Origin of the sequence: Comamonas sp., assembly GCF_009360615.1 — a bacterium.
Classification (GTDB): Bacteria; Pseudomonadota; Gammaproteobacteria; order Burkholderiales; family Burkholderiaceae_C; genus Comamonas.
The window spans coordinates 122,518-145,466 of sequence record NZ_SPEY01000028.1; the positions used below are offsets into that span (position 1 = coordinate 122,518).

Annotated in this window: 19 protein-coding genes; 5 read left to right on the forward strand and 14 right to left on the reverse strand. The window is 63.1% G+C overall.

Features of this window, described 5'->3' with window-relative positions; translation table 11 throughout:
• Positions 1–14: 14 nt before the first annotated feature.
• Positions 15–650 carry a TetR/AcrR family transcriptional regulator gene (locus tag E2583_RS10520; RefSeq protein WP_291595536.1) on the reverse strand — a complete coding sequence of 212 codons (636 nt, stop codon included), beginning with the start codon at positions 648–650 and terminating at the stop codon, positions 15–17.
• Between the two features lie 138 nt (positions 651–788).
• Here E2583_RS10520 and E2583_RS10525 point away from each other — a divergent pair, with 138 nt between their 5' ends.
• The gene (locus E2583_RS10525; protein ID WP_291595538.1) at positions 789–1,706 is read left to right on the forward strand and encodes a crotonase/enoyl-CoA hydratase family protein; all 918 of its coding nucleotides are present in this window, start codon (positions 789–791) and stop codon (positions 1,704–1,706) included.
• A gap of 62 nt (positions 1,707–1,768) precedes the next feature.
• Here the strand turns inward: E2583_RS10525 and E2583_RS10530 are convergent, their stop codons facing one another.
• The 5 genes from E2583_RS10530 to E2583_RS10550 all read right to left on the reverse strand — a co-directional run bounded on the left by E2583_RS10530 (position 1,769) and on the right by E2583_RS10550 (position 8,366).
• Positions 1,769–2,050: a DUF1232 domain-containing protein gene (locus E2583_RS10530; RefSeq protein WP_291595540.1), complete on the reverse strand. Its 282-nt coding sequence runs from the start codon at positions 2,048–2,050 to the stop codon at positions 1,769–1,771.
• Positions 2,051–2,229: 179 nt separating this feature from the next.
• Positions 2,230–2,763, reverse strand: coding sequence for a GNAT family N-acetyltransferase (locus E2583_RS10535; protein ID WP_291595541.1), 534 nt, complete (start codon positions 2,761–2,763; stop codon positions 2,230–2,232).
• Positions 2,764–3,053: 290 nt separating this feature from the next.
• On the reverse strand, positions 3,054–4,181 hold the full coding sequence (locus tag E2583_RS10540) for a suppressor of fused domain protein (RefSeq protein ID WP_291595543.1): 1,128 nt from the start codon (positions 4,179–4,181) through the stop codon (positions 3,054–3,056).
• A 91-nt stretch (positions 4,182–4,272) separates the two neighbouring features.
• Positions 4,273–6,696 carry a helicase C-terminal domain-containing protein gene (locus E2583_RS10545; RefSeq protein ID WP_291595545.1) on the reverse strand — a complete coding sequence of 808 codons (2,424 nt, stop codon included), beginning with the start codon at positions 6,694–6,696 and terminating at the stop codon, positions 4,273–4,275.
• On the reverse strand, positions 6,693–8,366 hold the full coding sequence (locus E2583_RS10550) for a VRR-NUC domain-containing protein (RefSeq protein WP_291595625.1): 1,674 nt from the start codon (positions 8,364–8,366) through the stop codon (positions 6,693–6,695). The genes E2583_RS10545 and E2583_RS10550 overlap by 4 nt, the downstream gene beginning before the upstream one ends.
• 213 nt (positions 8,367–8,579) lie before the next feature.
• Here E2583_RS10550 and E2583_RS10555 point away from each other — a divergent pair, with 213 nt between their 5' ends.
• On the forward strand, positions 8,580–8,909 hold the full coding sequence (locus E2583_RS10555; protein WP_291595547.1) for a carboxymuconolactone decarboxylase family protein: 330 nt from the start codon (positions 8,580–8,582) through the stop codon (positions 8,907–8,909).
• A gap of 51 nt (positions 8,910–8,960) precedes the next feature.
• On the opposite strand, the gene E2583_RS10560 is transcribed toward E2583_RS10555, so the two are convergent.
• Positions 8,961–10,874 (reverse strand): potassium transporter Kup, encoded by a 1,914-nt coding sequence (locus tag E2583_RS10560; RefSeq protein WP_291595550.1) that lies wholly within the window; start codon positions 10,872–10,874, stop codon positions 8,961–8,963.
• Between the two features lie 218 nt (positions 10,875–11,092).
• Here E2583_RS10560 and E2583_RS10565 point away from each other — a divergent pair, with 218 nt between their 5' ends.
• The gene (locus E2583_RS10565; RefSeq protein ID WP_291595552.1) at positions 11,093–11,875 is read left to right on the forward strand and encodes a type 1 glutamine amidotransferase; all 783 of its coding nucleotides are present in this window, start codon (positions 11,093–11,095) and stop codon (positions 11,873–11,875) included.
• Positions 11,876–12,327: 452 nt separating this feature from the next.
• On the forward strand, positions 12,328–12,996 hold the full coding sequence (locus tag E2583_RS10570; RefSeq protein ID WP_291595555.1) for a ribosomal protein L7/L12: 669 nt from the start codon (positions 12,328–12,330) through the stop codon (positions 12,994–12,996).
• Between the two features lie 47 nt (positions 12,997–13,043).
• Here E2583_RS10570 and E2583_RS10575 read toward each other — a convergent pair whose 3' ends face one another.
• From E2583_RS10575 to E2583_RS10605, 7 genes are all read right to left on the reverse strand, one after another.
• Positions 13,044–14,492, reverse strand: coding sequence for an efflux transporter outer membrane subunit (locus E2583_RS10575; protein WP_291595557.1), 1,449 nt, complete (start codon positions 14,490–14,492; stop codon positions 13,044–13,046).
• Positions 14,489–15,712 (reverse strand): HlyD family secretion protein, encoded by a 1,224-nt coding sequence (locus tag E2583_RS10580; protein WP_291595559.1) that lies wholly within the window; start codon positions 15,710–15,712, stop codon positions 14,489–14,491. The genes E2583_RS10575 and E2583_RS10580 overlap by 4 nt, the downstream gene beginning before the upstream one ends.
• Positions 15,713–15,728: 16 nt before the next feature.
• On the reverse strand, positions 15,729–17,909 hold the full coding sequence (locus tag E2583_RS10585; RefSeq protein WP_291595561.1) for an MFS transporter: 2,181 nt from the start codon (positions 17,907–17,909) through the stop codon (positions 15,729–15,731).
• Between the two features lie 5 nt (positions 17,910–17,914).
• Positions 17,915–18,463, reverse strand: a complete 549-nt coding sequence (locus tag E2583_RS10590) for a TetR/AcrR family transcriptional regulator (RefSeq protein WP_291595563.1) — start codon at positions 18,461–18,463, stop codon at positions 17,915–17,917.
• A 90-nt stretch (positions 18,464–18,553) separates the two neighbouring features.
• The gene (locus E2583_RS10595; RefSeq protein WP_291595564.1) at positions 18,554–19,471 is read right to left on the reverse strand and encodes a pseudouridine synthase; all 918 of its coding nucleotides are present in this window, start codon (positions 19,469–19,471) and stop codon (positions 18,554–18,556) included.
• A gap of 201 nt (positions 19,472–19,672) precedes the next feature.
• Positions 19,673–20,665, reverse strand: a complete 993-nt coding sequence (locus E2583_RS10600; protein WP_291595566.1) for a tripartite tricarboxylate transporter substrate binding protein — start codon at positions 20,663–20,665, stop codon at positions 19,673–19,675.
• A 29-nt stretch (positions 20,666–20,694) separates the two neighbouring features.
• Positions 20,695–21,810 (reverse strand): aryl-sulfate sulfotransferase, encoded by a 1,116-nt coding sequence (locus tag E2583_RS10605; protein WP_291595569.1) that lies wholly within the window; start codon positions 21,808–21,810, stop codon positions 20,695–20,697.
• Positions 21,811–21,923: 113 nt separating this feature from the next.
• On the opposite strand from E2583_RS10605, the gene E2583_RS10610 reads away from it, so the two are divergent.
• Complete coding sequence (locus E2583_RS10610) at positions 21,924–22,874, forward strand: LysR family transcriptional regulator (RefSeq protein WP_291595571.1); 951 nt, start codon at positions 21,924–21,926, stop codon at positions 22,872–22,874.
• The last annotated feature ends 75 nt before the right edge of the window (positions 22,875–22,949 follow it).

Genomic DNA, 22,949 nt, shown 5'->3' on the forward strand with positions numbered 1-22,949 from the left:
TGGTGCGAACAGAATCATGGGCCGGGTGGCGTCAGTGGCAGTAGCTGCCTCACGGCCCATATCCATTGCTGGGTCAGCGCCATCAGCGACCGGGGGTTGCTGCGCAAAATGCCGGAGACCGCCAGACCTCGCGCAAATTCAGCACTGATGCTGATCGCCAGTTCGCAAGCGGGAAAGGCCTTGAGCGGCGCAAAGATTTCGTCAAGCACACGCTGCCTGTCGCGCAAGGCCTTGCGCTCTGCAGCGACCAGGGCTTCGCGCAGCTCGGTATCCGTACGGGCCACCACCCACAACTCCAGCTCGGCCAGAAATGAAGGCTCTCTCATGCTGTCGACCAATGTATGGATCGCATCCTCGACCGGGTCACCGCGCTTCGCCTTGCGGCGCAGGTGCTTGCGGACAGCATCTTCATTGCGCACCACGATGGCATCGACGACGGCGCAAAGCAAATCGGCATGCGTCGGAAAGTGGTGCAGCAATGCACCACGGCTGACGGCAGCCCGGCGCTGTACTTCCAGGGTGGTGGTGCGCGCAACGCCCAGATCCATGACGCAGGTCACTGCGCTGCTCAGAATGCGCGCGCGCGTCGCCTGCTTCTGCTGTTCACGCACGGAGCTGCTGTCAGCCGCCTTGAGATTGCTGGTCACCATCACCTCCGATTCAACCGTCTGGATTGACTGTAAAAACAAATACGCATAGAGTCAACACTGACTGCCAAAAACTCTTTTTTATCAATAATTTATCCCTATCACATTAAAAGATCGTTCGTTTCAACCAGGAGGCTTTGCATGCCTGACTACAGTACGTTGTCGATCACCACGGACGCCCGCAACCCCCGCGTTGCGCGGCTATTGCTCAATCGCCCCGAGCGCCTAAACGCGATCAACAACCAGACGCCGCGGGAGATCCGCAGCGCCGTGGAGTGGGCACAAGACAATCCGGACATCCACGTCATCGTCGTGGAGGGTGCGGGCAAAGGCTTTTGCGGAGGTTATGACTTGGCCGAAACCGCCGAACAGGAAATTGAGCACCCCTGTCAGCAGGAAAAAGCGCCTTGGGATCCCATGGAAGACTATGCTTTCATGAAGCGCAATACCGAAGACTTCATGAGCTTGTGGCGTTGCAGCAAGCCCACGATTGCCAAGGTACACGGTGCCGCTGTGGCTGGTGGCAGCGATATTGCACTGTGCTGCGATTTGCTCATCATGGCTAATGACGCCCGCATCGGCTACATGCCCACACGAGTATGGGGATGCCCCACCACAGCAATGTGGACTCAGCGTCTGGGACCAATGCGCGCCAAGCAGATGATGTTCACAGGCGATGTGATCAGCGGTGCGCAAGCTGCTGAATGGGGGCTGGCCACCGAAGCCGTAGACGCATCCGAGTTGGAGGCCCGCACCATGACGATAGCCAACCGCATTGCTGCCGTGCCGCGCGGGCACTTGGCCATGCACAAGCTGGTGGTCAACCAGACCATGCTGACCATGGGTCTGGAACAAGGCCAGATGCTGGCCACGGTGTTTGACGGCATCACACGCCACAACCCCGAAGGCATGTGGTTCCGCCGCTATGCACAGGTTGAAGGCTTCAAGGCTGCCGTACAGTGGCGCGACTCAGGCCGCAACATCCCAGAAGGCGACGAGGCACGCCGCGAGATTGAAAGACTGGAGACCCAGGTTACCCGTCTGGCATCCAAGCCATGAACCCAAAAAACGACCAGTGCCCGATGTATCAGCGCTGGTCGCCATGGTTTAGAGACGTCTGCTCAAAGAGCTTTGGCGCCCACGCGTTCGCGCAGTGAGCCCAGCAGTTCAGCTGGCAAAAGTCTGAAAGCCAGTTGGAGCAGCAAAAAACCGATCAGGCCGTCGTCAAGCCAGCCCAGAACAGGAATGGTGTCGGGCACGAAGTCTAGGGGACTGATGAGGTAGATCGCCGCCAGCACAGTGGCGAGCTTGGCGGCTCTTGGCGAGCGCGGGTCGCGCAGCACAGCCCAGGCAAGCAGCAACTCTTTGCGAAAGCGACTCAGCAAACGGCCCAGTTTCCACATGGCGGTGACCCTTCAAAGCGACAAAACACCAGCACTTAGCTTGCGACTGGTCTCAGGAAAAACAAGAGAGCAGCCATTTTCTGGCGGCACAAAATGTATCCAGGAACCCGGTCCATTCAGGACAGACTCGCTACAGCGCCTTGTCGGCAGTCGCTGAAGGCTATCTTTTTCGGAGCAACTCAACCATCCACCGGATTCAGCGGCGTCTGCAGAGTGAGTTGATAGAAAGCCAGATCCAGCCAGCGGCCGAACTTGAAGCCCACCTGAGGCATGAGGCCCACCGACTCAAACCCCAGACGCTTGTGCAATGCAATGCTGCCGGTGTTGGCGGCATCGATTGCGCCGACGAGCACGTGCACGTCACCACGCTGTCTGGCCTCGGCAATCAGCAGGTCCATCAGTTTCCGGCCCAGGCCACGTCCCCGATGATCCGGGTGGACATAGACCGAATGCTCGCACGTGTACTTGTAGGCCGGGTAGGCACGAAAGCTTCCCCAACTGCAAAAGCCCAGCAACCGGCCTTGCGCATCCTCAATGCCGATGACGGGATATCCGCCCACACGTTTGGCCTCGAACCAGCCAACCATGTTTTGCGCCGTGCGCGGCTGGTAGTCGTAAAGCGCCGTGGAGTTGACGATGGCATCGTTGAAAATGTCCAGAATCGCGGCGGCGTGGCGTTCGTGCGTGCATTGCACGATGTTCAGATCACTCATTTCTTGGCCTTGGGCACCCAAATCAGAGCCGGTATTATGGGCAAGGTCGGCACCGTATTTGCGCTTGCAGTGGATGACGGCATGGGAATGGATGCTCTGGAAATGGTTTCAGCGCTCCGGCAGTCCTTCCGGCAACCCTCGTGCAGGGCAGCGCATGCGTGCGACGGCCAATGCCCCCTGCCCCCTGGGTTCCTGTCCGATGAGGATCAGCCCATGGTAGCTGCCTGTACCGGTCGCCGGAATTCGGCACGGAAGCGCCGTCCGCCCGAACGCCGAGCCTGCTCTGCGCCTCAGCGCTCTTCGTACCGCCCTGTCACGCGACCCTGACTATCCGTCACCACGCTGCTCTTGACCTGCCAGACCAGCCCATCGAGTCCGGGCACGGTGTATTCACCGTCGCGCCCCTTGACGGCCTTTTTCCAGGCTTGCATCTGTGCCGGAGTAAGGCTGAGCTTGAGTTCATGGTCGCTATGCCAGTCCAGCATTCCGCCCTCGCTCTCCCCGGCAGGCACCAGCTCCAGGGTCGAGCCGTCGCCCGCCAGAATCAGCGGGCGACCATGGGGCAGGCGTGCCGGCAGCATGGCCTTGAGGTCGCGCACGCCCAGACTGCCCAGGCGTATCACGGTCTGGGGGCTGCGCAGCAGGCGCTTGCGATGGCTGAAACCCAGTACATCGTTGTAAAGCACGCCCGTCTTCGAGCCCTCACGCGCCGCGCCGGCATCAATGGCGGCCTGCACTTCCGGCAGATCATGGAGGCTGGGCCTGGCAAGATCCGTGATCCACAGCGGCATATAGTTTTGGAGCGACTGCAGCGCCCCCTGCACATTCCAGCGGCGGACCTCGCGCAACTCGTCGCTGGTCAGTCCCACCAGCTGCAGAAACATCAGGTCGCCATAGGGCGTGTGCATGGCCGGCAGCTCGGGATCCTGGACAAAACCCATTTCCGTCAGCAGCGTGTCGGCATCGGCCTTGATCGGGCCATTGGCCGTCATCCAGTGACCAGGCGCCAGCACATTGCCGGTGCGGAATACATATCGAGCAATATTTTGCAAAAAGTTAACAGGCCAACTAGGTGCTTCCTGTTCTGCGACGCCGCGCACCAGTCTGAAGCTCAGCTCGAAACCATAGCCGCTGGGCTTGCCCGGAGCGATGTCATAACTGTCGTCCAGATCTCCGTAGAGGTCGCTGAATCCGTAGCTCACGTAGTGCCAGTGCGGCACGCCCTGTTCGCTGCGATAGACGCTGACACCGTCCAGCGGCTCGTCACCCCCGAGACGGAACTTGATCAACGTTGCGAAATGGGCGGGCTGCTGATCGCCATAAACCGTCTGCAGCGCCTCATCGATTGCATCCCATCCCTGGCTGCCCTCTTCCCCTTTGGCGTGGGACCGAGAGTCGTGGGTGTCGCGGGAATTCATGGCCTGTTTCTCCTTTGCCCCAAGTATCAAGGCGCACGAAAGCCGTTTGGCACGGATTACAAACGGAGATGTGAGCGAGCGTTTCCGGACGCTACGCCCTCCCAGGCGCTCGGCTGCCCCCTTCGATCTGCCACCAGGCAGGTAGCAGAGCGCGCACCTCGGCGCGCGCGAAACGGTCGTCCATCAACACCAGAACGCCACGATCGTGCTCGCTGCGTATGACCCGGCCAGCTGCCTGGACCACCTTGCGCAGGCCGGGGTAGAGATAGGTGTAGTCATAGCCCGTCCCTTTCCCCACGGCCTGATCCGTGGCACGCTGCATGGCTTCATTGACGGGGTTGAGCTGGGGCAGGCCCAGCGTTGCGACAAAAGCGCCAATCAGGCGGCTGCCGGGCAGGTCCACCCCTTCGGAGAAAGCGCCGCCCAGCACGGCCAGGCCGAGGCCTTGACCCTCTTCGACAAAGCGGGCCAGAAATTCGGCCCGCCCGGCCTCGTCCATGCCACGCTGCTGCTGCCAGCATGGCAGCTGCGGGTGCCGCCGCGCCATGGTTGCTGCGACTTGCTGCAGATACTCAAAACTGCTGACAAAACACAGATAGTTGCCAGGCTGACGCGCATAGTGCTGCGCGATCAGATCCGCCATGGGTTCCAGGGACGCCTCGCGGTCGCGCCAGCGTGTCGAAATATGACGAGCGATATGCACCTGCAGCTGCTGGGGCGAAAACGGTGCAGGCACATCCAGCCAGGCGGTTTTGGCAGGCAATCCCAGCAGATCACGGTAGAACCCGGGCGGGCTCAGGGTACCTGAAAACAGCACCGTGGCATGCGCCGCCGAGTGACGGGCCGCCAGATGCGGTGCGGGCACGACATTGCGAATGCACAACGTAGAGGCCGCAGCACCGAGCCTGCCCGCGCGATGCGAGGGTGCAGTCCGCTGGATGTCAAACAGTGCATGCCGTCCGAACTGATCGGCCAGAGCCTGAAAATGCAGCAAGGCCCAGTAAAAGCCCAGCAGGGCATCGGCGGCAGGTCTGTTCTGCCCTGTGATGGCCGCATGGCTGGCGATGTCCTGATCCGCCAGCTGATCCGCGATTGCGCACACGGCGCGCTGCACCACGCGCAGCAGCGCGGCCGGAACGCGCTCCTGACTTTGATAGCCGGCCTGGTCCAGGGCCTTGTTCAGCGACTGCCACTGGCGCTGCAGCGCATCCAGCGCCTTTTTGACAGTACCGCTCGCCTGCTGCCGCGCTGCGGCCAGATCAAACTGGGACAGCGCTGCCGTGTACATGCTGCGCGCGCGGTCCAGCAGATTGTGCGCCTCGTCCACCAGCACGCCCACGCGCCATTCCTGCTGCGAGGCCAGTGCATACAACATGGCCGCGCTGTCGTAGTAATAGTGGTAGTCGGCCACCACCACATCGGCCCATCGCGCTAGCTCCTGCGACAGGTAATAGGGGCAGAGGCCATGCTGCAATGCCAGAGTCCTTACCGCCGGTGCATCCCAGAAGGGTTGCTGCAGCGCCTGCTGCCTGGCCTCGGGCAGCCGGTCAAAGAAACCGCGCGCCAGCGGGCACGACTCCCCATGACAGGCCTTGTCGGGGTGCTCGCAGGTCTTGTCGCGCGCCTGCATATCCAGGACACGCAAGGGCACGGCGGTTGCCGCCACAGACGCCGGGACCCGCTGCCACAAGGCTTGCTGCAGCTGGCCCAGCGCATGCAGTGCCAGTCCATGGCCCGTGCCCTTGGCGGTGAGAAAGAACAGCTTGTCCAGGCCGACTCCATCACCTTCCGAAGAGTCCTTGCCCATGGTGGTTGCCATGCTCTTGAGCATGGGAAAAATCGTGGCCAGGGTCTTGCCGATGCCGGTCGGTGCCTGGGCCATCAGGCAACGACCGCCTTCGCCGGCATGGGCCGTGCGGTAGACGGCCACGGCCAGTTCCCGCTGACCGGCCCGGAAGGCCGGCATGGGAAACTTCAGCTGTGCCATGGCCACCCCGCGGGCCCGACGGTGGGCGGCCTCGCTGCGTGCCCAGTCGAGATAGCGGGCACATAGCGATTCGAAAAAGGCCTGCAGTTCGGTGGCAGAACATTCCTCCACCAGCACGGTCTCCTCTGCGCTGCCGATCTGGAAATAAACCAGCGCCAGCTTGATCCGCTCAAGGCCGCGCTCCTGGCACAGCAAATGACCATAGACCCTGGCCTGGGCCCAATGCAAGGCCCGATGATGGGGACGCACGCCATCAAGCCGGCCCCGGTAGGTCTTGATCTCTTCAAGTTGCTGCCGCACGCCATCAAAGCCATCGGCTCGGCCGCGAACCTGCAGCTCTTGGAACCGACCGCTGAGCGCCAGCTCCACCTCGTAGCCGCCCGCTTTCTCACGCCGTTTCTGCACCACGGCATGGCCTTCCATGCCCTCCAGCGCACTGGGCGCGGGCGTGAAGCGCAGATCCAGATCGCCGCTGCGCGCCGTGAACTCGCACAGTGCGCGTACTGCCACGCTAAGCGCTGGCTTCATGGCGTGCTACCTTCGTCACGCCACTGCACATGGCAAACGCGCACGGGAATGCCCTGCTCCGAGCAATAGGCCAGCCAGCGAATCTGGTTGTCCTGCAACTTGTCGCCCGGCGCCTTGACTTCCACCAGCTCGTAGCGTGAACCGGCATCGGACCGCAGAGGCCAGAAGCGCACCAGATCGGGAAAGCCGGTGCGGTTGGCCTTCAGGTCCAACAGCAGCCGAGCGAACAGAATCCGCAGATGGGCGGCAGGCATGCAATCGAGCGCCAACTCCAGCAGCTCTTGCGTCAACGTGCCCCAGAATACGAACGGCGACTGAACCCCTTGCTTGTCGGCAAAGCGCTGGCGCAGCGTGGCCCTGTAGCGACCATCTTCCAGCTCGGCCATGCAGGCATCAAACAGCGGCTGGCGACGCTGCACGAAATCCGGAGCCCCCAGATCGGCCGGCCCGCTCTGGAAGGGATGAAAGAACGCACCCGGCAGCGGCGCAAAGATGGCAGGCCAGCACAACAGACCGAATAGAGAATTGATCAACGCGTTCTCCACATAGAACACCGGCGCATCGTCGCAATGCCAGTGGGCTTGCAGCGCATATTCCACCGCCAGGGGCCCGGCGGGTCGCTCCAGCAGCACATCGCAGCGCAGGGCCGCCACGGCCGGTGCCAGGGCTGGCTTGCGTCCCTTGGGCGGCAGTCCCAGGCTGCGGCTAAGTCGCGGCAGCATGCGCTCCACGCGCTGACGCTCTTCCTCATTTTCCGGATCCGCTTGCGCCTGGCTGGCAAGGGCGAACGCCTGATCGAAGCATTGCATGCGCTCCAGCACGCGAATGTGACGATGGCGTGCGCCCGCATAGCGGCTGGCCGCATAGGCCTGTGACGCCAGGGGCCAGTCCTGCAGCCTCTCGCACACCTGGCCAAGCTTCAGCAACACCTTGGTCCGGCGCATGTCCAGCCATGGGTTCTCGCTATGGCTTTCAATCAGCGCAGGCAGCAATTGAGCCGGCGCCACGCCTTCGTCGAGATCCCGACGGCGGGCCGATATCTCCAGATAGAAGTCCAGATCTTCGCGGCGCTGAAAAGCACGCGAGCACGCATCCAGCGCCACCGGCTCATAGCGAAAAATACCGAGGTCGGCCAGCACGAACTCCGACCAATCCTGGTAGAGATTGCCAAAGAACATCAGCCGCAGACGCTCTCCCAGCTCGCCCACCATGACGCGCCAGACAGGCTCCTGGGCCTCTGGGTGCCAGATGGGATAAGGCCGGGGCTCGGGTTGCCTCTCGGCCAGCCACTGCAGCATCTCGGTCTTGCGCATCGAGGAGCACAGCTCAAAGCCAGTCAGGATCTGCAGCAGCTCGGGTTTGGTGTGCAGGCCGAACAGCTCGACCGCATCCATGGGCTCGGTGGTACTGAGCCAGCCACATTCCAGCAAGGGCGCGGCAGCATCGACCGTCTCCGGAATCTCCTCGTAGGCGAGCTTGCTGGCGCGAAACCAGGGCCCGCGCCGCATCAGCATGCGTACCAGCAGCGCCCTGGAGCTCTGCGGCAGCCGCGCAAAGCCGGCGATGAAATCAGCCTCCTGCTCGCTGAACAGATCGCCATAGCGCTGCGCCAGCCAGTCCAGCGCTTGCTGGAAGTTGTGCAGATAGTAGAAGCGGTGCGGCGGAAGAATGGCGGCTTGGGATGCGGTCACGGTGACGCTCACAAAATGCTCGGCGAAAAGACGGGTGGATGCCGACCATGAGAACTGTATTTTCATACAGCTCGAAAATCCCTTCAAACTCCTCCGAACCAGGGATTACAGATCGGCGGACGAAACGCGTGTGGCTTGAACACCCTGTGGCAGTGGCACACAATCAACGCTTCATTCAACAAGGAGCAGGCAATGCTGGACTGGAACGAATACCGCAAGGAACTGGCAGGCAGGCTGGGAGAGTTTGCCGAACTGAGCCCTGGCACCATGGAGGGTTACAAGGCCCTGTCCGGCGCGGGCCGCAAGACCGGCCATCTCGATGCCAAGACACGCGAGCTGATTGCGATTGCCGTGGGGGTGACCACACGCTGCGACGGCTGCATTGCCGTGCACACCAAGGCAGCCAAGGCGGCCGGCGCCAGCCGGGAAGAAATTGCCGAAGCCCTGGGGGTGGCCGTGGCCCTGAATGCGGGAGCCGCCATGGTCTACTCGGCCCGTGCTCTCGATGCCCTGGGCGAGTAATATTCCGGAACGTTAGCAGCCAGCGCCTTGCTGGCTTGCCATCTCAAACATTCAAAGCACGACCTGCGTGCCCAGTTCCACCACCTGGTTCGCGGGCAGCTTGTAGTACGTGGCCGCACTGGCCGACTGGCGTGACATCCAGCCAAACAGCGCGCAGCGCCAAGCGGAAAGACCACCGGGCCCGTCAACCACCTGTACCCTGGCCACGAAAAAGCTGGTCGTCATGGGATCGAGGTTCGGTATCTCGCCATCGGCATCCGGAGTCAAGCGCTTGAGTGCAGCCGGAATATCAGGCTGCTCGCGAAAGCCGAAATGCATGTCCAGCGCCCAGACCCCATTGCACATGGGCTTGAGCCTCAGGCGCTCGCCCTCATGCACATAGGGAGTGTTTTCGTTGATCACATGGAGAAACACCGTCTGCTCATGCATGACCTTGAAATGCTTGAGATTGTGGAACAGCGCATTCGGCACCAGCTTGGGGTCGGAAGTCAGATAGACGGCCGTGCCGGACACCACAGGCACGCCGCTCATGGGCGAGCTCATCAGATCGCTCATGGGGATATCGAGGCGGCGCCTGTGCTCGGCCACCAGCTGGGTACCGTCACGCCAGGTCATCAGCGCGATGAAGATGATGGCGCCCAGAGTCAGCGGCAACCAGCCGCCCTGCTCCAGCTTGGTCAGATTGGAGGCAAAAAAGCCTATCTCCAGCAGCGCAAAACAGGCCAGTGCCGACAGCGTCAGCCCTCTTGCACGACTGCGCCCCAGATAGACGACAAAGCCCACCAGCATGGTGGTGATCAGCATGGTTCCGGACACCGCAATGCCGTAGGCAGCCGCCAGCGCCCCGGAGGACTTGAAGGCCAGCACCAGCGCGATCACAGCCAGCAGCATCAGCCAGTTCACGCTGGGGATGTAGATCTGTCCCTGCTCCTGATCGGAGGTATGCAGCACGCGCACACGCGGCAGATATCCCAGCCGGCTGGCCTGCAGGGTCATGGAATAGGCCCCCGAGATGGTCGCCTGAGAAGCGATCACCGTGGCGGCCGTGGCCAGGACCACAAACACCAGCAGCCAGGACGGCGCAGCCAGCAGAAAAAAGGGATTGCTGGCCGCCGACGCATCACGCAACAGCAAGGCGCCCTGGCCGAAGTAATTGAGCATCAGAGCCGGAAACACCAGCCCGTACCAGCCCAGGCGCACGGCCCGGCTGCCGAAATGTCCCATGTCGGCATAGAGGGCCTCGGCACCTGTCATGGCCAAAAACACGGCCGATAGCAGAAAGAAGGCCTTGTCCGTGTGCTGCACGGCGAAACGCAGCGCATGCAGCGGGTTCACGGCCTGCAGCACCATGGGCGTCTGCACAATGCTGGCCACGCCTGCCCAGGCAATGCAGAGGAACCAGACAATGGTGACCGGGCCGAACAGCTTCCCCACCACACTGGTGCCCTTCATCTGGATGGAGAACAGCCCGATCAGAATGCCGATGGTGATGGGGACGATGAAATGCTCGAACTCCGGCGTGGCAATGCTCATGCCCTCCACGGCGGAGAGCACGGAAATCGCCGGCGTGATGATGGCGTCCCCATAGAACAGTGCGGCCGCAAACACTCCGGCAGCGACCACAAAGCGCGAGCGGCGCGACTGATCGCCCATCACGCGGTGGGCCAGCGCCGTCAGTGCCAGCACGCCGCCCTCGCCGTCGTTATCGTGGCTGAGCACCACCCATACATACTTGATGGCGACGATGACGATCACTGCCCACAGCAGCGCAGAAAGCGCAGCCAGCACATTCTCGGGCCCGACCGCCAGCCCATGGGTGCCGGTGAAGGCCTCCTTGAACGCATAGAGCGGACTGGTGCCGATATCGCCGAACACCACGCCCAGGGCCGCCAGCGTCAGTGCCGACTGGCTGCTGCCCTGCCCCGATTTTCCATCTCCCTGAAGCCCAGGTTTGCTCTGTGACATAGCCATGCATTTGCAGTGAAAGAGGTCGCCGCCCGCTGATGGACGGCAGCCCAGTATGGCACGCCCCGGGAAATTGGAAAGCCTGACGGCATCAACTCCCGTCCTTGCTCTTTACACCATCTTGATAGCGGCCACTGCAATCCATACCGGGGCTTGAGGCCGACACACCTAAATTCAGGACTTCGCAACCACCGGCTTGACACTCAAGCCCGCCTTTCATGAAGCCTGTCGTCATCCTCCAGCATGAAGCCTCGCAAGGTCCCGGCATACTGCTGGACCATCTGCGCCAGCAAGCCATTGACCATGTGCTGATAGACCCTTGTGCCGAAGGCGCGGCCCCGGCCAATGCGCGCGACTATCGCGGCATCATCGTGCTGGGCAGCAATCATTGCGCGAACGAGCAGCTGCACTGGATCGATGAGGAACGCTGCTTGCTTCAAAGCGCGGTCCGGCACGACATCCCCGTGCTGGGACACTGTTTTGGCGCGCAAATGCTGGCGCGCGCCCTGGGCGCAGCCGTATGGCGCAACCCATGGCCGAATATCGGCTGGAGCGAAGTCCGCATAACGCCCTGTGCCCAGAAGCTGATGGACCTTCCTGCGCAGGCCACCATCTTCAACTGGCACTACGACAGCTTCGACATTCCCGCATCAGCCAGGCGCACCATGATCGGCAAGCATTGCCTGAACAAGGGCTTCGTCCATGGCCGGCAATGGGCGTTTCAAGGCCATCTGGAAGTGACCGCAGACAGCGTTCGCCGATGGTGCGGCGACGGCCATGACGAGCTGCTGCAGGCCCGAGGCCCGGCCGTGCAGAGCGAGGCCCAGATCCTGGAGCGGCTGCCGCGGCACATAGACCAGTTGCACGCCATGGCACTGCGTACCTACAAGGCATGGACCGATCAGCTCGACAAGCCGATTTCGATTTCGTGCAGCAGCACCTCGGCCACCCTGAAGCGCTTTCGTCTCAAGTCCGATCAATACCTGCACATGCAGCTATGAGCATGCAGACTTCTGGCACCCGGCATGGATGGAGAGGACACCGGGTACCAAGAGCGTCATGGACTTCATAATGCCAGAGAAGACCTGGGTGCCTCGACGCTGCTGAGCAACCACAGACCATGCGTCCTGCTGCTGGCCCGGACCGCCGTTGCCATGCGCCAGGGCCATGCCAAGGGCATGGCCGGGCTGATGGCCTGCCTCGTGACGATCTCTGCAAGGCCTGCCCTTCCGGCGAGCCCGGACTGCGAGCTCACGCCCGACGCCGTGGAGCATGCGGGCCGTTCGCACAGGCCCCCACCAGTGCCCGTGCAGCTGCACGGGAACCTCCGAAGGTCCAGGCAGATCGGCGTATGGCCTACCACGAGAGTCCCAGACCTGCGCCCGGGACTTCCGCCACCATCCGCTGGATGGAGTTGAAGCCAGATTTACCCCACCGCCCCAAGGAGCCGCACATGCCCGCACAGATTCCGCAAAAAATCCTCAAGCACTGGCGAAGCGGTCGCAAGATCGACGCCATCAAACAGCTTCGCGAACAAAGCGGGCTGGGTCTCAAAGAGGCCAGAGATCTGCTGGAAGCCAGCGATGGGCCGGACTTTGTCCATCAGGGCGCCGCAAGGCAGACGCAAGTGAGTCGGCCGGTGCGCGATCCACGGGATCCGGCTGGCACCGTCCCTCTCAGCGCCCTCTCCTCCATCAAGACCACCACCACGACCGTCAATGGCAAGACCACCACCCGCGTCACCGTGAGCGGCGATCATGCAGAGGCCATAGAGGCGTTGATGTCCGGCGCGAACGCAGTGCCCGCAGAGATCAGGGCCGAGGTGGAAGACGCCATGGCACGCGGCAACAAGATCGAGGCCATCAAGCTGCTGCGCGACGCCACGGGCCTGGGTCTTGCCCAGGCGAAGGACCATATCGATGCGGCCATGGATGGCATTGCGCTGGACTGGCAGATCCTGCAACGGCAATCGGTGCGGGCCAGCGCCCCCAACCACTTTCAGCCCGGAGCGCCATCGCCGGGAGAAGTCCCCAGAGGGCAAGGCCGGTATCTGTGGCTGCTGGTGCTGGCCCTGGCTGCCGTCGGCCTTTGGTATTACTTCAATATGCCCTGGAGCCTATAGAAGACAAGCGGAAAACGCTCATTTTTTCAGGAGTCTATGACCCGAATTCAAGGTTGCGGGGCAGCTGTATCGGCCAGTTGCCAGCCGCCACCCAGCGCCTGGTACAACGCCACGGCGTTTTCCAACTGGCTTTGACGCAGGCGCAGCACTTCCTGCTGAACGGCAAACAGATTGCGCTGGGCATCCAGCTCCTCCAGGTAGCTGGCATAGCCGGCCTCATACCGATCCTTGGCAAAGCCCAGGGTACGACCCAGCACTTTTTCGCGTTCCTTGGCATGCTCCCACTGGGCTTGCAGTTGCTGGGAGCTGACCAGGGCTGTTTCCACATCGCCAAAGGCCTTGATGACCACACCGCGATAGGCATAGGCGGCCTGATCGCGCTGTGCAGATGCCGCATCGAACTGACCCTGCAGGCGACCGCCGTTGAACAGCGGGGCCAGAATGCTGCCGCCCAGCGACCAGATCCGGGCCGGGTTGTAATCCAGCGCGTTGATGAACAGGCTGCCGAAGTTCGCGCTCAGGCTCACCTGCGGCAAAAAGGCCGAACGCTGTGCCGCAAGATTGCTGTCGCTGGCCGCCAGCAATAGCTGGGCCCGTGCAATGTCGGGGCGGCGCTCCAGCAAGCCCGACGGCAAGCCAGGTGCAGGCATCGCAGGCAGGCTCATGGACTCGAGTCCGGCATGGACGCTCAAGCTGGAGAGGGCCAGGGCCTGTGCCTGCTCATCACCGCTTCCGCCCACCAGCTGCATCAGCGCTATGCGCTGGCGCTGCAGTGCCAGAGACAGCTGCTGCACCGATTGCCGTACGCTTTCCAGCTCGGCCAGCGCCTGGCTCTGCTGCAGCTGCGAGATATAGCCCACACGTACCTGGTCGGTGAGCAGACGCACCGCATCCTCGCGCGACTTCACCGTGTCCTCGGCCACGGCCAGCTGGGCCTGCAGCGAGCGCAGTGCGATATAGGCCTGCGCCACGGTCGCGGCCACCGTCAGACGTACCGCGTCGCGATCCGCCTGGCTGGCCTGCAGGCGTTTATCGGCAGCCCGGCTCAGACTGCCCAGGCGGTCCCAGAGATCCAGCTCCCAACTCGCTTGCAGCACGGGCTGGGCCGAACGCACATGCACCATCTGGCCGGTTCGCGCGCTCAGGCTGCGGTTGGCCGAGCCTGGTGCGCTGAGCGACAGCTGCGGTGCGGCGGCAGAACCCGTCACATCTAGATTCGCGCGCGCCTCTTCCACCCGGGCCAGGGCGGTGAGTACATCGTTGTTGCGCGCAAGCGCCAGCTCCACCCAGCGACTCAGCTGTGCATCTCCAAAGGCCTGCCACCAACCGGTCTGGACTGCGCTGGCACCATCTGCGGCACGTTCCGCGCTCCAGCTGGCCGGCACCGCAGGCTGAGCGCTGTCTGGGGCCCGGGTCAGACTGGGCACGCTGCAGCCAGCCATCAGGAATGCAAGCGCCAGGGGCAAGGCACGCACGGTATGAAGGGCGTTCTTCATGGCTTGGCCTGTTCGGAGGCGGAAGCTCCAGGGGGTTGGGATTTTTGAAACAGTTCCGCCCCATCAGTGCGAACAGATTGGGCTGGATGCTCTACTTTCTGGGCAGTGTCGAGGCGCACGATGACCGACATGCCGGGGCGCAGGCGCGCGGCATCGGCCTGGCCCTCGTCAATGGCGATCTTGATGGGCAGACGCTGGACGACCTTGGTGAAATTGCCCGTGGCGTTGTCCGCCTTGAGCACGCTGAACTCCGAGCCCGTGGCGGGCGCAATCTCCAGCACATGCCCCATCAGGCGCAGGCCGCCCAGCGCATCCACGCTGAAGCTCACGGCCTGGCCGATCTGCACCCCGGCGGTCTGGGTCTCCTTGTAATTGGCCACCACCCAGTAGATGGGCGGCACCACATACATGAGCTGCGTGCCGGCGGCCACATACTGGCCCTTGCGCACCGATACCTCGCTGACCTGACCATCGCTGGGCGCATGGACCACGGTGTTGTCCAGATTGATCTGAGCCTGGCGCAGCAGCGCTTCAGCCATCTGCACCTGGGCCTTGAGAGAGTCACGGCCCACGGTCGTGGCCTTGATCTTTTCCTGGTTGATCGCGATGTCGGCCTGGGCCTTGGCCACGTTGGTCGCGGCCAGGCGCGAGGTGGCTCGCACCTTGTCGCGTTCGTTCAGAGACACAGAGCCTCGCTCGGCCAGCTCCTGCACACGCTTGAGCTCCGCCTGCGAGCGCTGGGCCTCTGCCTCCACGGCAGCCAGACCGGCGCGGCTGGCACTCAGCGTGGCACGGTTCTGGGCCTGTGTCTGTTCGGAATTGCTCAGCTGCGCCTGGGCATTGGCCAGTTGCGCCTGGGCCTGAGCTACGGCCGCTTCATAGCTGCGGCTATCGATGCGCACCAGCGCCTGGCCGGACTTGACCTGCTCGTAATCCTTGACCAGCACCTCGGTCACATAGCCATTGACCTGCGGAGCCAGCACGGTGACGGCACCACGCACATAGGCATTGTCCGTGGTCACCACAGAGCTGTTGAAAGGCCACAGATTCCAGGCCCGCAACACGAGCAGCATGCCTGCCAGGGCCACGACCAGCATGATGAGCACGCTGCGCAAAGAAGGCTTGATCTTCTTCGGCGTGGGAGGCAATGCTGCAGCGGGTGAAGGGGCAGCTGTCGCCGCAGAGGCGGCGGGGGAATGGGGTTGTTGACTGTCGCTCATGCTCAATCTCTTGCTGTTATCGGTTTGAGTTCCTTGCCTGGGGGCCCGAGCCATCCCGGCCGCCATCGCCGGCCGCAGGGCTGGCGCGGCCGTCCCTCTCGATTTCCTGCTCCAGCTCGGCCTCCAGCTGCAGCGCCTGATCGTTGTCCTGCAGAGGGTCGCGGCTGGCCAGCACCACCTGCTCGCGAGTCTCGGCCGCCTGCGCCGCGGCAGCCAGGCGTCTGGCCTCCGCGCCTTCGATCACCACGGTCCGCGCCGGACTGGCGGACTCGGTCCGAGCGCCCTCTTCCACATCGCCATAGGCATCGGTGGCCGTGGGCTGCACCACCACCGTGACGCGCTGCGATGCGTCGGGCTCATGGGCGTTCGCTGCCTCAGGCTCTGCAACCGGAGCCACCGAAGGTGCGCGCTGAGGCGTACCGTCGGTCCCGGCGGCTGCCGCCACCTGGTTGCCGCTTTGCCGTGTCATGGCGCGTACCATGGCGGCAGCCTGGCGCACGCGCGCCGAGGCTCCCAGGCTCCAGAGCAGATACAGCAAAGCGATTGCAGCCGTCAGCGCAAACACATCGTTATAGGCCCTGACATTGGCTTCACGCCGCACGATCTGCGACAGCTGCAGCGTTCCCTGGTTGGCGCGCATGGCGGGATCGGGCGTCACCCTGCCGTAGATCTGGTTCTGTATCTTGAGCCGCTCGGCCACCACGGGGTCGGTCGGGTCTATCTGCGCCACCAGGGCCACGGAGTAGATCTGCTCGCGGTAGGTCTGGTAAGTGCTCAGCAAGGCCGAACCCAGCAAGCCGCCCATGGCCTGGGTCATGGAGATGGTGACCACGGCCGTGAGCATGTGGTTGGCGCCGAACTTCAGTCCCTGGATGATGCCGGTCAGCATCAGCGGGCCCATGAAGACGCCCGAACCCACGGCCAGCAGAAACTGGCTGAAGAAAAAGTCCGAAGGACGGTCCACGCTGCTGCGGTGGTGATCGAGAAACGCTGCCACGGCAAACAGCGCAATCGCCACCACAATCTGCTTGCCCATATTCGGAACGCCGAAGGTGATGGCGGAGAGCACGACACCGATCAGCGTACCGAGCAGGATGACGGCGAACAGCGGTTGCATCTGGTCGGACGTCATGCCCAGTGTGCGCATCAGCCCCACCACTCCGTAGCTTTGCTCGGCGGTGAGAAAGCGCAGCAAGATGGCACCGATCACGAAACGAATTGTCGGCATCTGCGCGAACCAGCGCGTGTGGAACATGGGGTTGTGACGATGGTGCTCGATATAGAGCGCGACGCTGAGCAGCGCAATCGCCGCCACCAGCATCCAGGCTAGCGCCGGCGTATCGAACCACCAGCGCGAGTAGCCCTGGACCAGCACGGCAATCAGCAGCCCCAGGCCCGGCACCATCAGGCAGAAGGTCACGAAGTCCAGCTTCTCGAAGGTCCTGATGTACAGGCCCGAAGGCAGTTTGAGCAGGACCACGGCGGCAAAGGACATCAGCGCGAGACCCGCTTCAAACAGATAGAGGTTGTGCCACTCGCTGTTGTAGAGCAGACCCGGCGACAAAACCCAGGCCAGCGGCGTGGCCAGCTGGACCACGCCCACGCCGGCCACCAGCATCTTGAGCACATAGGTGCGCGGTGCGGCCTGCAGCATGTAGAGCGTGCTCAGCGAGGAGCAGGCCGCCGCGGCCAGACCGCTGGCCGCACGCAGCAGAAGCAGGCTGTCGTAGCTGCCCAGCAGCAGATGCAGCACGCTGAGCGCCGCATAGCAGCCCAGGCCGATCTCGGTGAACAGGCGCATGCCGAACTGCTGGCGGAATTTGTAGACCAGCAGATTGGCCGTCATATTGAACATGACGTAGGCACCCGTCAGCCAGGCAGCCTCTACCGAGGTCAGCCCCAGCTGACCCTGAATCGTAGGCAGGTTTGCGGAAAACAAGGCATTGCCCAGCCCCCCCGTCAGCCCGACCAGGACTGCAATCAGCCCGTAGCAGACGCGGATCCAGGGCTTGTGGTGGGGCATGGCCGGCGAGCCGGGCAGCGCAGGCTTCTCATGCTCAGCCCAATCCGGTGGACGACGCAGCAGGATGACGGGCCCCTGCGGGATGGCGGGAGGCGCTGAAGCCTGGCTGCCGGGAGGTTTCAGGCCTTCTTGCGCGGCTTGGGCCCCGGTGGCGCGTGCTGCAGCTTGACTCATAACCCTCAGGCCTTGATGCCGTCCAGAATGATCTGCAAGGCGCGACGCGCCAGCTGTTTGCGTTGCGCCGGCGTCTCCCCGCGCAGGGCCCCGCCCAGCATGCCGAACACCAGGGACAGATCCTTGGCATCCAAAGCCTGCCTGCAAAGGCCCTTGGCCACTGCACGCCTCATGGGTTCTTCAAACACCAGCCACATCTGCTGTCGCGCATGAATGACTTGCGCATCGCTTTGGTCCACCGTGCGCCAGTAATCAACCAGCGTGGCGGAGACGGCGATGCGCTCGCCCACCAGGGCCAGCAGCTTGAAAAAGGCCTGATCGTCGTCGCGCAAGGCGATGGCGGCAGCCCGGGTCTTCTCGACCGAGCGATCCAGCAGCGCCAGCATGATGGCGCGCCGGTCCGGGAACTGGCGATACAGCGTGGCGCGACCTACCTGGGCACGCTCGACGATGAGATCCAGAGGCGCAGTCACGCCATGCTCGGCAAACACGGCATCCGCCGCATCCAGCAACTGGGCGCGGCGTTCGGCGGAGGGGGGACGTGGAGTGGACATGGCGCCAATTATCGGACAGTTTTGTCCGATAATTGGCGACACCGAACGTTTCCCCTTCCCTGGTCAGGGTCGGGCAATGCGCTTCCAGACTCAGTCTTGCGGCAGCGCCTGCAGGCTGCGCCGGCTGGTGAACTCGCGGACTTGACCGGTCAGCGGGTCCTCGAAGGACAGGCTGCGTGCCAGCAGCTGCAAGGGATTGGAATAGTCGCCGTGCTCCGGGTCGTTGACCACGGGATAGAAGGTATCCCCCCTCAGCGGCAGACTCAGGGCCGCCATGTGCACACGCAGCTGATGGCGCTTGCCCGACACCGGACTGAGCCGGTAGCGCGCCCAGGCCTGGTTGTGCTCGATGATCTCCATCAGCGTGCGGCTATTGGGCTCGCCTGCCACCTCATGCATGCGAAAGAAATGTCCGCTTTCCTCCAGTCGGCTCGCATGCTCTCGCGGAAAGCTCAGATCAGCGCGGAAAGGCGCCACGGCCTCGTAGACCTTGTGAATGGCCCTGTCCCTGAACAAACCCTGATAGATGCCGCGTGTGGCACGCTGCACCGAAAACACCACCAGCCCTGCCGTGTCTCGGTCGATGCGATGAATCGGCGACAGCTCGGGCAGATCGAACTCGCGCTTGAGCCGCACCAGCAGCGTGTTCTGAAGATACTGCCCGGCGGGGACCACCGGCAGAAAGTGCGGCTTGTCCGCAACGAGCAGATGACCATCCCTGTGTATGACTTGGGCCGCAAACGGGATCTCGGGCTCGGCATCGAGCTCTCGGTAATAGTAGTAACGCAGCCCCGGTATGAAGCCAGAAGCCGGATCAGCCCTGTCTCCTGTTTCACTGACCACCTGGCCGGCTGCCATGCGGCGCAGCCAGTCTTTGCGGCTGACCGCCGGAAGCCGTTCGCACAGAAAATCGATCAGCAAGCCCCCCCCCTGGCTGGGCAGCACCACACAGCTGGGGCTGACACCATCGCGCACAGGCAATACCTTGGGATCATGGGAGTTATGCATGGCGCGGCATTTTAGTGGCTGGCGCGCGGGCCGGCGTTCATGGAGGCACGGGTCACGCCGTCGATGCGTCCGGTCTGCAATGCTACTTGTCCACAGGAGCCACCGTTGCACCCCGGGTCAGGGCACGGCGGACTCGCCGGCCCGCCAAGCGCGATCGGCGGTGCCTGTACACGGGGCTGACAGCGATGCCGCTTCGGCCAGCTAGTCCGTTCGGATGTTGGCTTTGCGAATGGTGCTCTCCAGAACTTTTTTCTCCTGCTCCAGATAGGCCAGAAACTGGGTATGCCCCATGCGCATGGGCTTGAAGCCGGCCTCCGTGAGCTTTCTGGCCATCTCGGGGTCCGCTTGCAGAATCGCGATTTCATCGGCCAGACGCCTGACGATGCGATCATCCGTATGCGCGGGAGCCAGCAGGCCTTGCCAGGCCTCGACCTCCAGGTTGCGAAGAGCCATCGTCTCCGAAAGACTTGGCGCCTGGGGCAGCGTGATCAGACGCTGGCGAGATGTCACACCCAGTGCCTTGACCTTGCCCTCCAGAACAAACGGCTGAGCCAGCGCAACAGGCAGCACGGCCAGGTCGATCTGACCTCCTGCCAGCTCGGTCAGCACCTGCGGGCCAGACCTGTAGGGAACATGTACCAGATCGATACCGGACATCTGCTGAATCAGCTCCCCCGTCAGGTGCAGGCTGGTTCCGATGCCATCGGTGCCCAGGGTCAGTCGCCCCGGTTTCTGGCGCGCAAGTTCAATGAGGTCGTCCGCACTGCCCGCCGCAAGTCCCGGGCGGGCGAGCAGCACAAAGACCGAAGAGGCTACAGGCGCCACGGGCTTCAGTTCCTGCAGACCGTCGTAGCGGAACCTGGTCGGCGAGATCAGGGGCGCGACCAGTACCGAGCTGGCAACACCGAACAGCAAGGTATAGCCATCGGGCCTGGCCTTGATGACACGCTGCGTTGCAATCGTCCCCGATGCTCCAACCATGTTCTCGATGATCACGGGCTGGCCCAGGCGCTCTGCCAGGCGCGGCATCACCAGTCTGGCGGCCACGTCCACACTGCCTCCGGGCGCAAAGGGAACCAACACCGTCAATGCCTGCGCAGGCCAGGGCTGGGCAGCCGCCCGGCTTGCCGTTGAATGCGGAAGCAGCGGAGCGCCCAGCGCCCAGGCTGCAAAATGTCTGCGTCGTAGTTGCATGATGATCTTTCGGCAGGAACTGGAATGACTCAGCGGGACAGCCAAGGCAGTTGCTCTGCCTGGTAGCGCCATGTCTGGAATACCGTGTTCAGGCGCCCCGGACCCGTGCGCCGTGCAGCGGCATCGGGATACTCGCCGAACCAGGGCAGGATGAACTCCCAGACCACCTCGCCTTGCGGCGTCACTTCAAACAATCGTCCCGTGGCGGACTCCGTGATGTGCGTGTTGCCATTCCACAACCGTTGCGCACTGCCCATGAAGGCCGTGTAGAAGGCATTGACCATCTCGTCCTGGTAGCTCCACACGATTTCGGTGGAGACAGGATCGATCTCCAGGACACGCGAGAACGCCACATGGGCTCCCTGGCGGAAGTTGCCGTTGTCAAAGGTCAGGACATGGCCGTTCGCCAGCGGAACCGGGGCATGCTGGTGCGAGACCACCGATGGCGGAATATGCAGCTTCACGCTGCCATCGGTCTTGTCCACGCCAATGATTCCCGAGGTGGTACGCAGGCTCATCAGCACCGTGCCGTCGGCGGCCAGCCCGAGGCCGTTGACCAGGGGCCAGTGATAGCGGCCAAAGCCCGGGTGGATGGGAAAGTCCTCAGGCTCCAGATGCTCCCAGGCCTTCCATTCCCAGACCAGCCGGCCCGAGCGGTCCACCTCGCGGATCACATCTCCGTACATCACCTCATCCGGCCCTTGGGAGCTGCCACCGGGCACGCGTTCTGCAAAGCCCCGGGGCACAGGGGCGCAGGCGGCATAGAGCAGATGGCCATTGGGCAGCCACTGCGCATCATGGTGGTGTGCCGGGTCTTCATAGCGCCAGACCACCTCTCCGTCGGGTGCGACCTCGTAGAAATCGCCTCCATGCCACATGGACCATGGCGCGTAGAGATCCGGCGATTCACGGTGGTTGCCGTTGTAGCCCAGATTGCCGTTCGGCAGGATGACGGCATGGCGACCGGCACGAACGGGCATCTTCCACTCATGGACCACCTGACCGTGGATATCGATGAGATAGACATGCCCATCGGCCGTCTGGGGGGCGATCAAGGTGTAGCCGCCAGCGCTCAGAGCGCTGTCATGGGCGATAAGACCTGTGCCGCGTCGGCGCTGGGTGACCTGGTCAACGGTGGTAGCCATGGGGTTCTTTCTGTGACTTGAGGGATTGATGGCTGCCACTCTAGAAGTTCAATAGCGTCAGGAATAGCTGTTTGTTTTTTAAGAGGTGTCAGAAAAAAATTTACACTCAGGTCATGCCAGCAATTTCCCAGGCTTTTCGATGCTTTGACGAGGTGGCGCGCCGAGGTTCGGTGCGCAAGGCCTCGGCAACGCTGCACCTGACCGCTGCAGCGGTCAACCAGCAAATCCTCAATCTTGAAGCGCAGGTGGGTCAGCCTCTGTTCGACCGGCTGCCCAGAGGCATGCAGCTCACGGTGGCGGGCGAGCTCGTGCTGGCGGCAGTCCGGCGCAGCCAGCGCGACTTTGACAACGCACTGGCCCAGGTCGAAGACCTGAATGCCTTGCGACGTGGGCATGTCAGCGTGGGGGTGCCCCACGCGACGGCCGAATACATCGTGCCCCAGGTGATAGCGGCAATGCACCGCCGCTATCCCGATATCACCTTCAGCGTGCGTGCCGGCATTGGTGAGGAGCTGTTGCGCCATGTGGCGCAGGGAGAGATCGATGTGGCCTATTGCCTGCGCCGAACACCACCAGCCGGTGTCGAGGAGATGCGTTCCTGGGCCCAGCCCCTGGGGGTTGCCATGGCTCCGGATCACCCTCTGAGAATGCGGCCACGACTGCTGCGCCTGCGGGACTGCCTGGCCTACCCGCTGATCATGATGACGCCCGACATGGAGTTGCGCAGCATGCTGGAGCGCCTGGACGATGGCGCGCCGAGCCGCCTCCAGCCGCTGGTGGAGACCAGCAGCATCCCGATGGCCCGACGCCTGGTGGCAAGCAGCCAGGCGCTGGCCTTCATGCTGCCGGACAATGTGGCCGAGGATGTGGCTGCCGAGCGTCTGAGCTGGCGCGCGCTGCACGATGCCGGAGCGCTGCTGCACAGCTGCGCGTACCAGCGCTCCGGCTACGCCATGGCGGCAGCCATGGAGATGTTTCTGGCCGAGCTCGATCATGCTGCGGACGAGCTCAAGGCCAACTTCGATACCGGTGTCTCCTGGTCCATCGGCAACCTTGCCGTCTGACTGCACTGGCTCGACTTGCATGGTGGAAGCACAGGTGCCAGAGCGAAGACACCAGGTCTTTGCGCCGTGATGTCG

What these genes read in the sequence shown, in the direction of transcription:
- E2583_RS10575 (WP_291595557.1), bottom strand. Translation starts at nt 14,492, where the DNA reads ATGAAGAACGCCCTTCATACCGTGCGTGCCTTGCCCCTGGCGCTTGCA.
- E2583_RS10525 (WP_291595538.1), top strand. Translation starts at nt 789, where the DNA reads ATGCCTGACTACAGTACGTTGTCGATCACCACGGACGCCCGCAACCCC.
- E2583_RS10555 (WP_291595547.1), top strand. Translation starts at nt 8,580, where the DNA reads ATGCTGGACTGGAACGAATACCGCAAGGAACTGGCAGGCAGGCTGGGA.
- E2583_RS10540 (WP_291595543.1), bottom strand. Translation starts at nt 4,181, where the DNA reads ATGAATTCCCGCGACACCCACGACTCTCGGTCCCACGCCAAAGGGGAA.
- E2583_RS10570 (WP_291595555.1), top strand. Translation starts at nt 12,328, where the DNA reads ATGCCCGCACAGATTCCGCAAAAAATCCTCAAGCACTGGCGAAGCGGT.
- E2583_RS10610 (WP_291595571.1), top strand. Translation starts at nt 21,924, where the DNA reads ATGCCAGCAATTTCCCAGGCTTTTCGATGCTTTGACGAGGTGGCGCGC.
- E2583_RS10595 (WP_291595564.1), bottom strand. Translation starts at nt 19,471, where the DNA reads ATGCATAACTCCCATGATCCCAAGGTATTGCCTGTGCGCGATGGTGTC.
- E2583_RS10530 (WP_291595540.1), bottom strand. Translation starts at nt 2,050, where the DNA reads ATGTGGAAACTGGGCCGTTTGCTGAGTCGCTTTCGCAAAGAGTTGCTG.
- E2583_RS10535 (WP_291595541.1), bottom strand. Translation starts at nt 2,763, where the DNA reads ATGAGTGATCTGAACATCGTGCAATGCACGCACGAACGCCACGCCGCC.
- E2583_RS10545 (WP_291595545.1), bottom strand. Translation starts at nt 6,696, where the DNA reads ATGAAGCCAGCGCTTAGCGTGGCAGTACGCGCACTGTGCGAGTTCACG.
- E2583_RS10580 (WP_291595559.1), bottom strand. Translation starts at nt 15,712, where the DNA reads ATGAGCGACAGTCAACAACCCCATTCCCCCGCCGCCTCTGCGGCGACA.
- E2583_RS10585 (WP_291595561.1), bottom strand. Translation starts at nt 17,909, where the DNA reads ATGAGTCAAGCTGCAGCACGCGCCACCGGGGCCCAAGCCGCGCAAGAA.
- E2583_RS10565 (WP_291595552.1), top strand. Translation starts at nt 11,093, where the DNA reads ATGAAGCCTGTCGTCATCCTCCAGCATGAAGCCTCGCAAGGTCCCGGC.
- E2583_RS10590 (WP_291595563.1), bottom strand. Translation starts at nt 18,463, where the DNA reads ATGTCCACTCCACGTCCCCCCTCCGCCGAACGCCGCGCCCAGTTGCTG.
- E2583_RS10605 (WP_291595569.1), bottom strand. Translation starts at nt 21,810, where the DNA reads ATGGCTACCACCGTTGACCAGGTCACCCAGCGCCGACGCGGCACAGGT.
- E2583_RS10520 (WP_291595536.1), bottom strand. Translation starts at nt 650, where the DNA reads ATGGTGACCAGCAATCTCAAGGCGGCTGACAGCAGCTCCGTGCGTGAA.
- E2583_RS10600 (WP_291595566.1), bottom strand. Translation starts at nt 20,665, where the DNA reads ATGCAACTACGACGCAGACATTTTGCAGCCTGGGCGCTGGGCGCTCCG.
- E2583_RS10560 (WP_291595550.1), bottom strand. Translation starts at nt 10,874, where the DNA reads ATGTCACAGAGCAAACCTGGGCTTCAGGGAGATGGAAAATCGGGGCAG.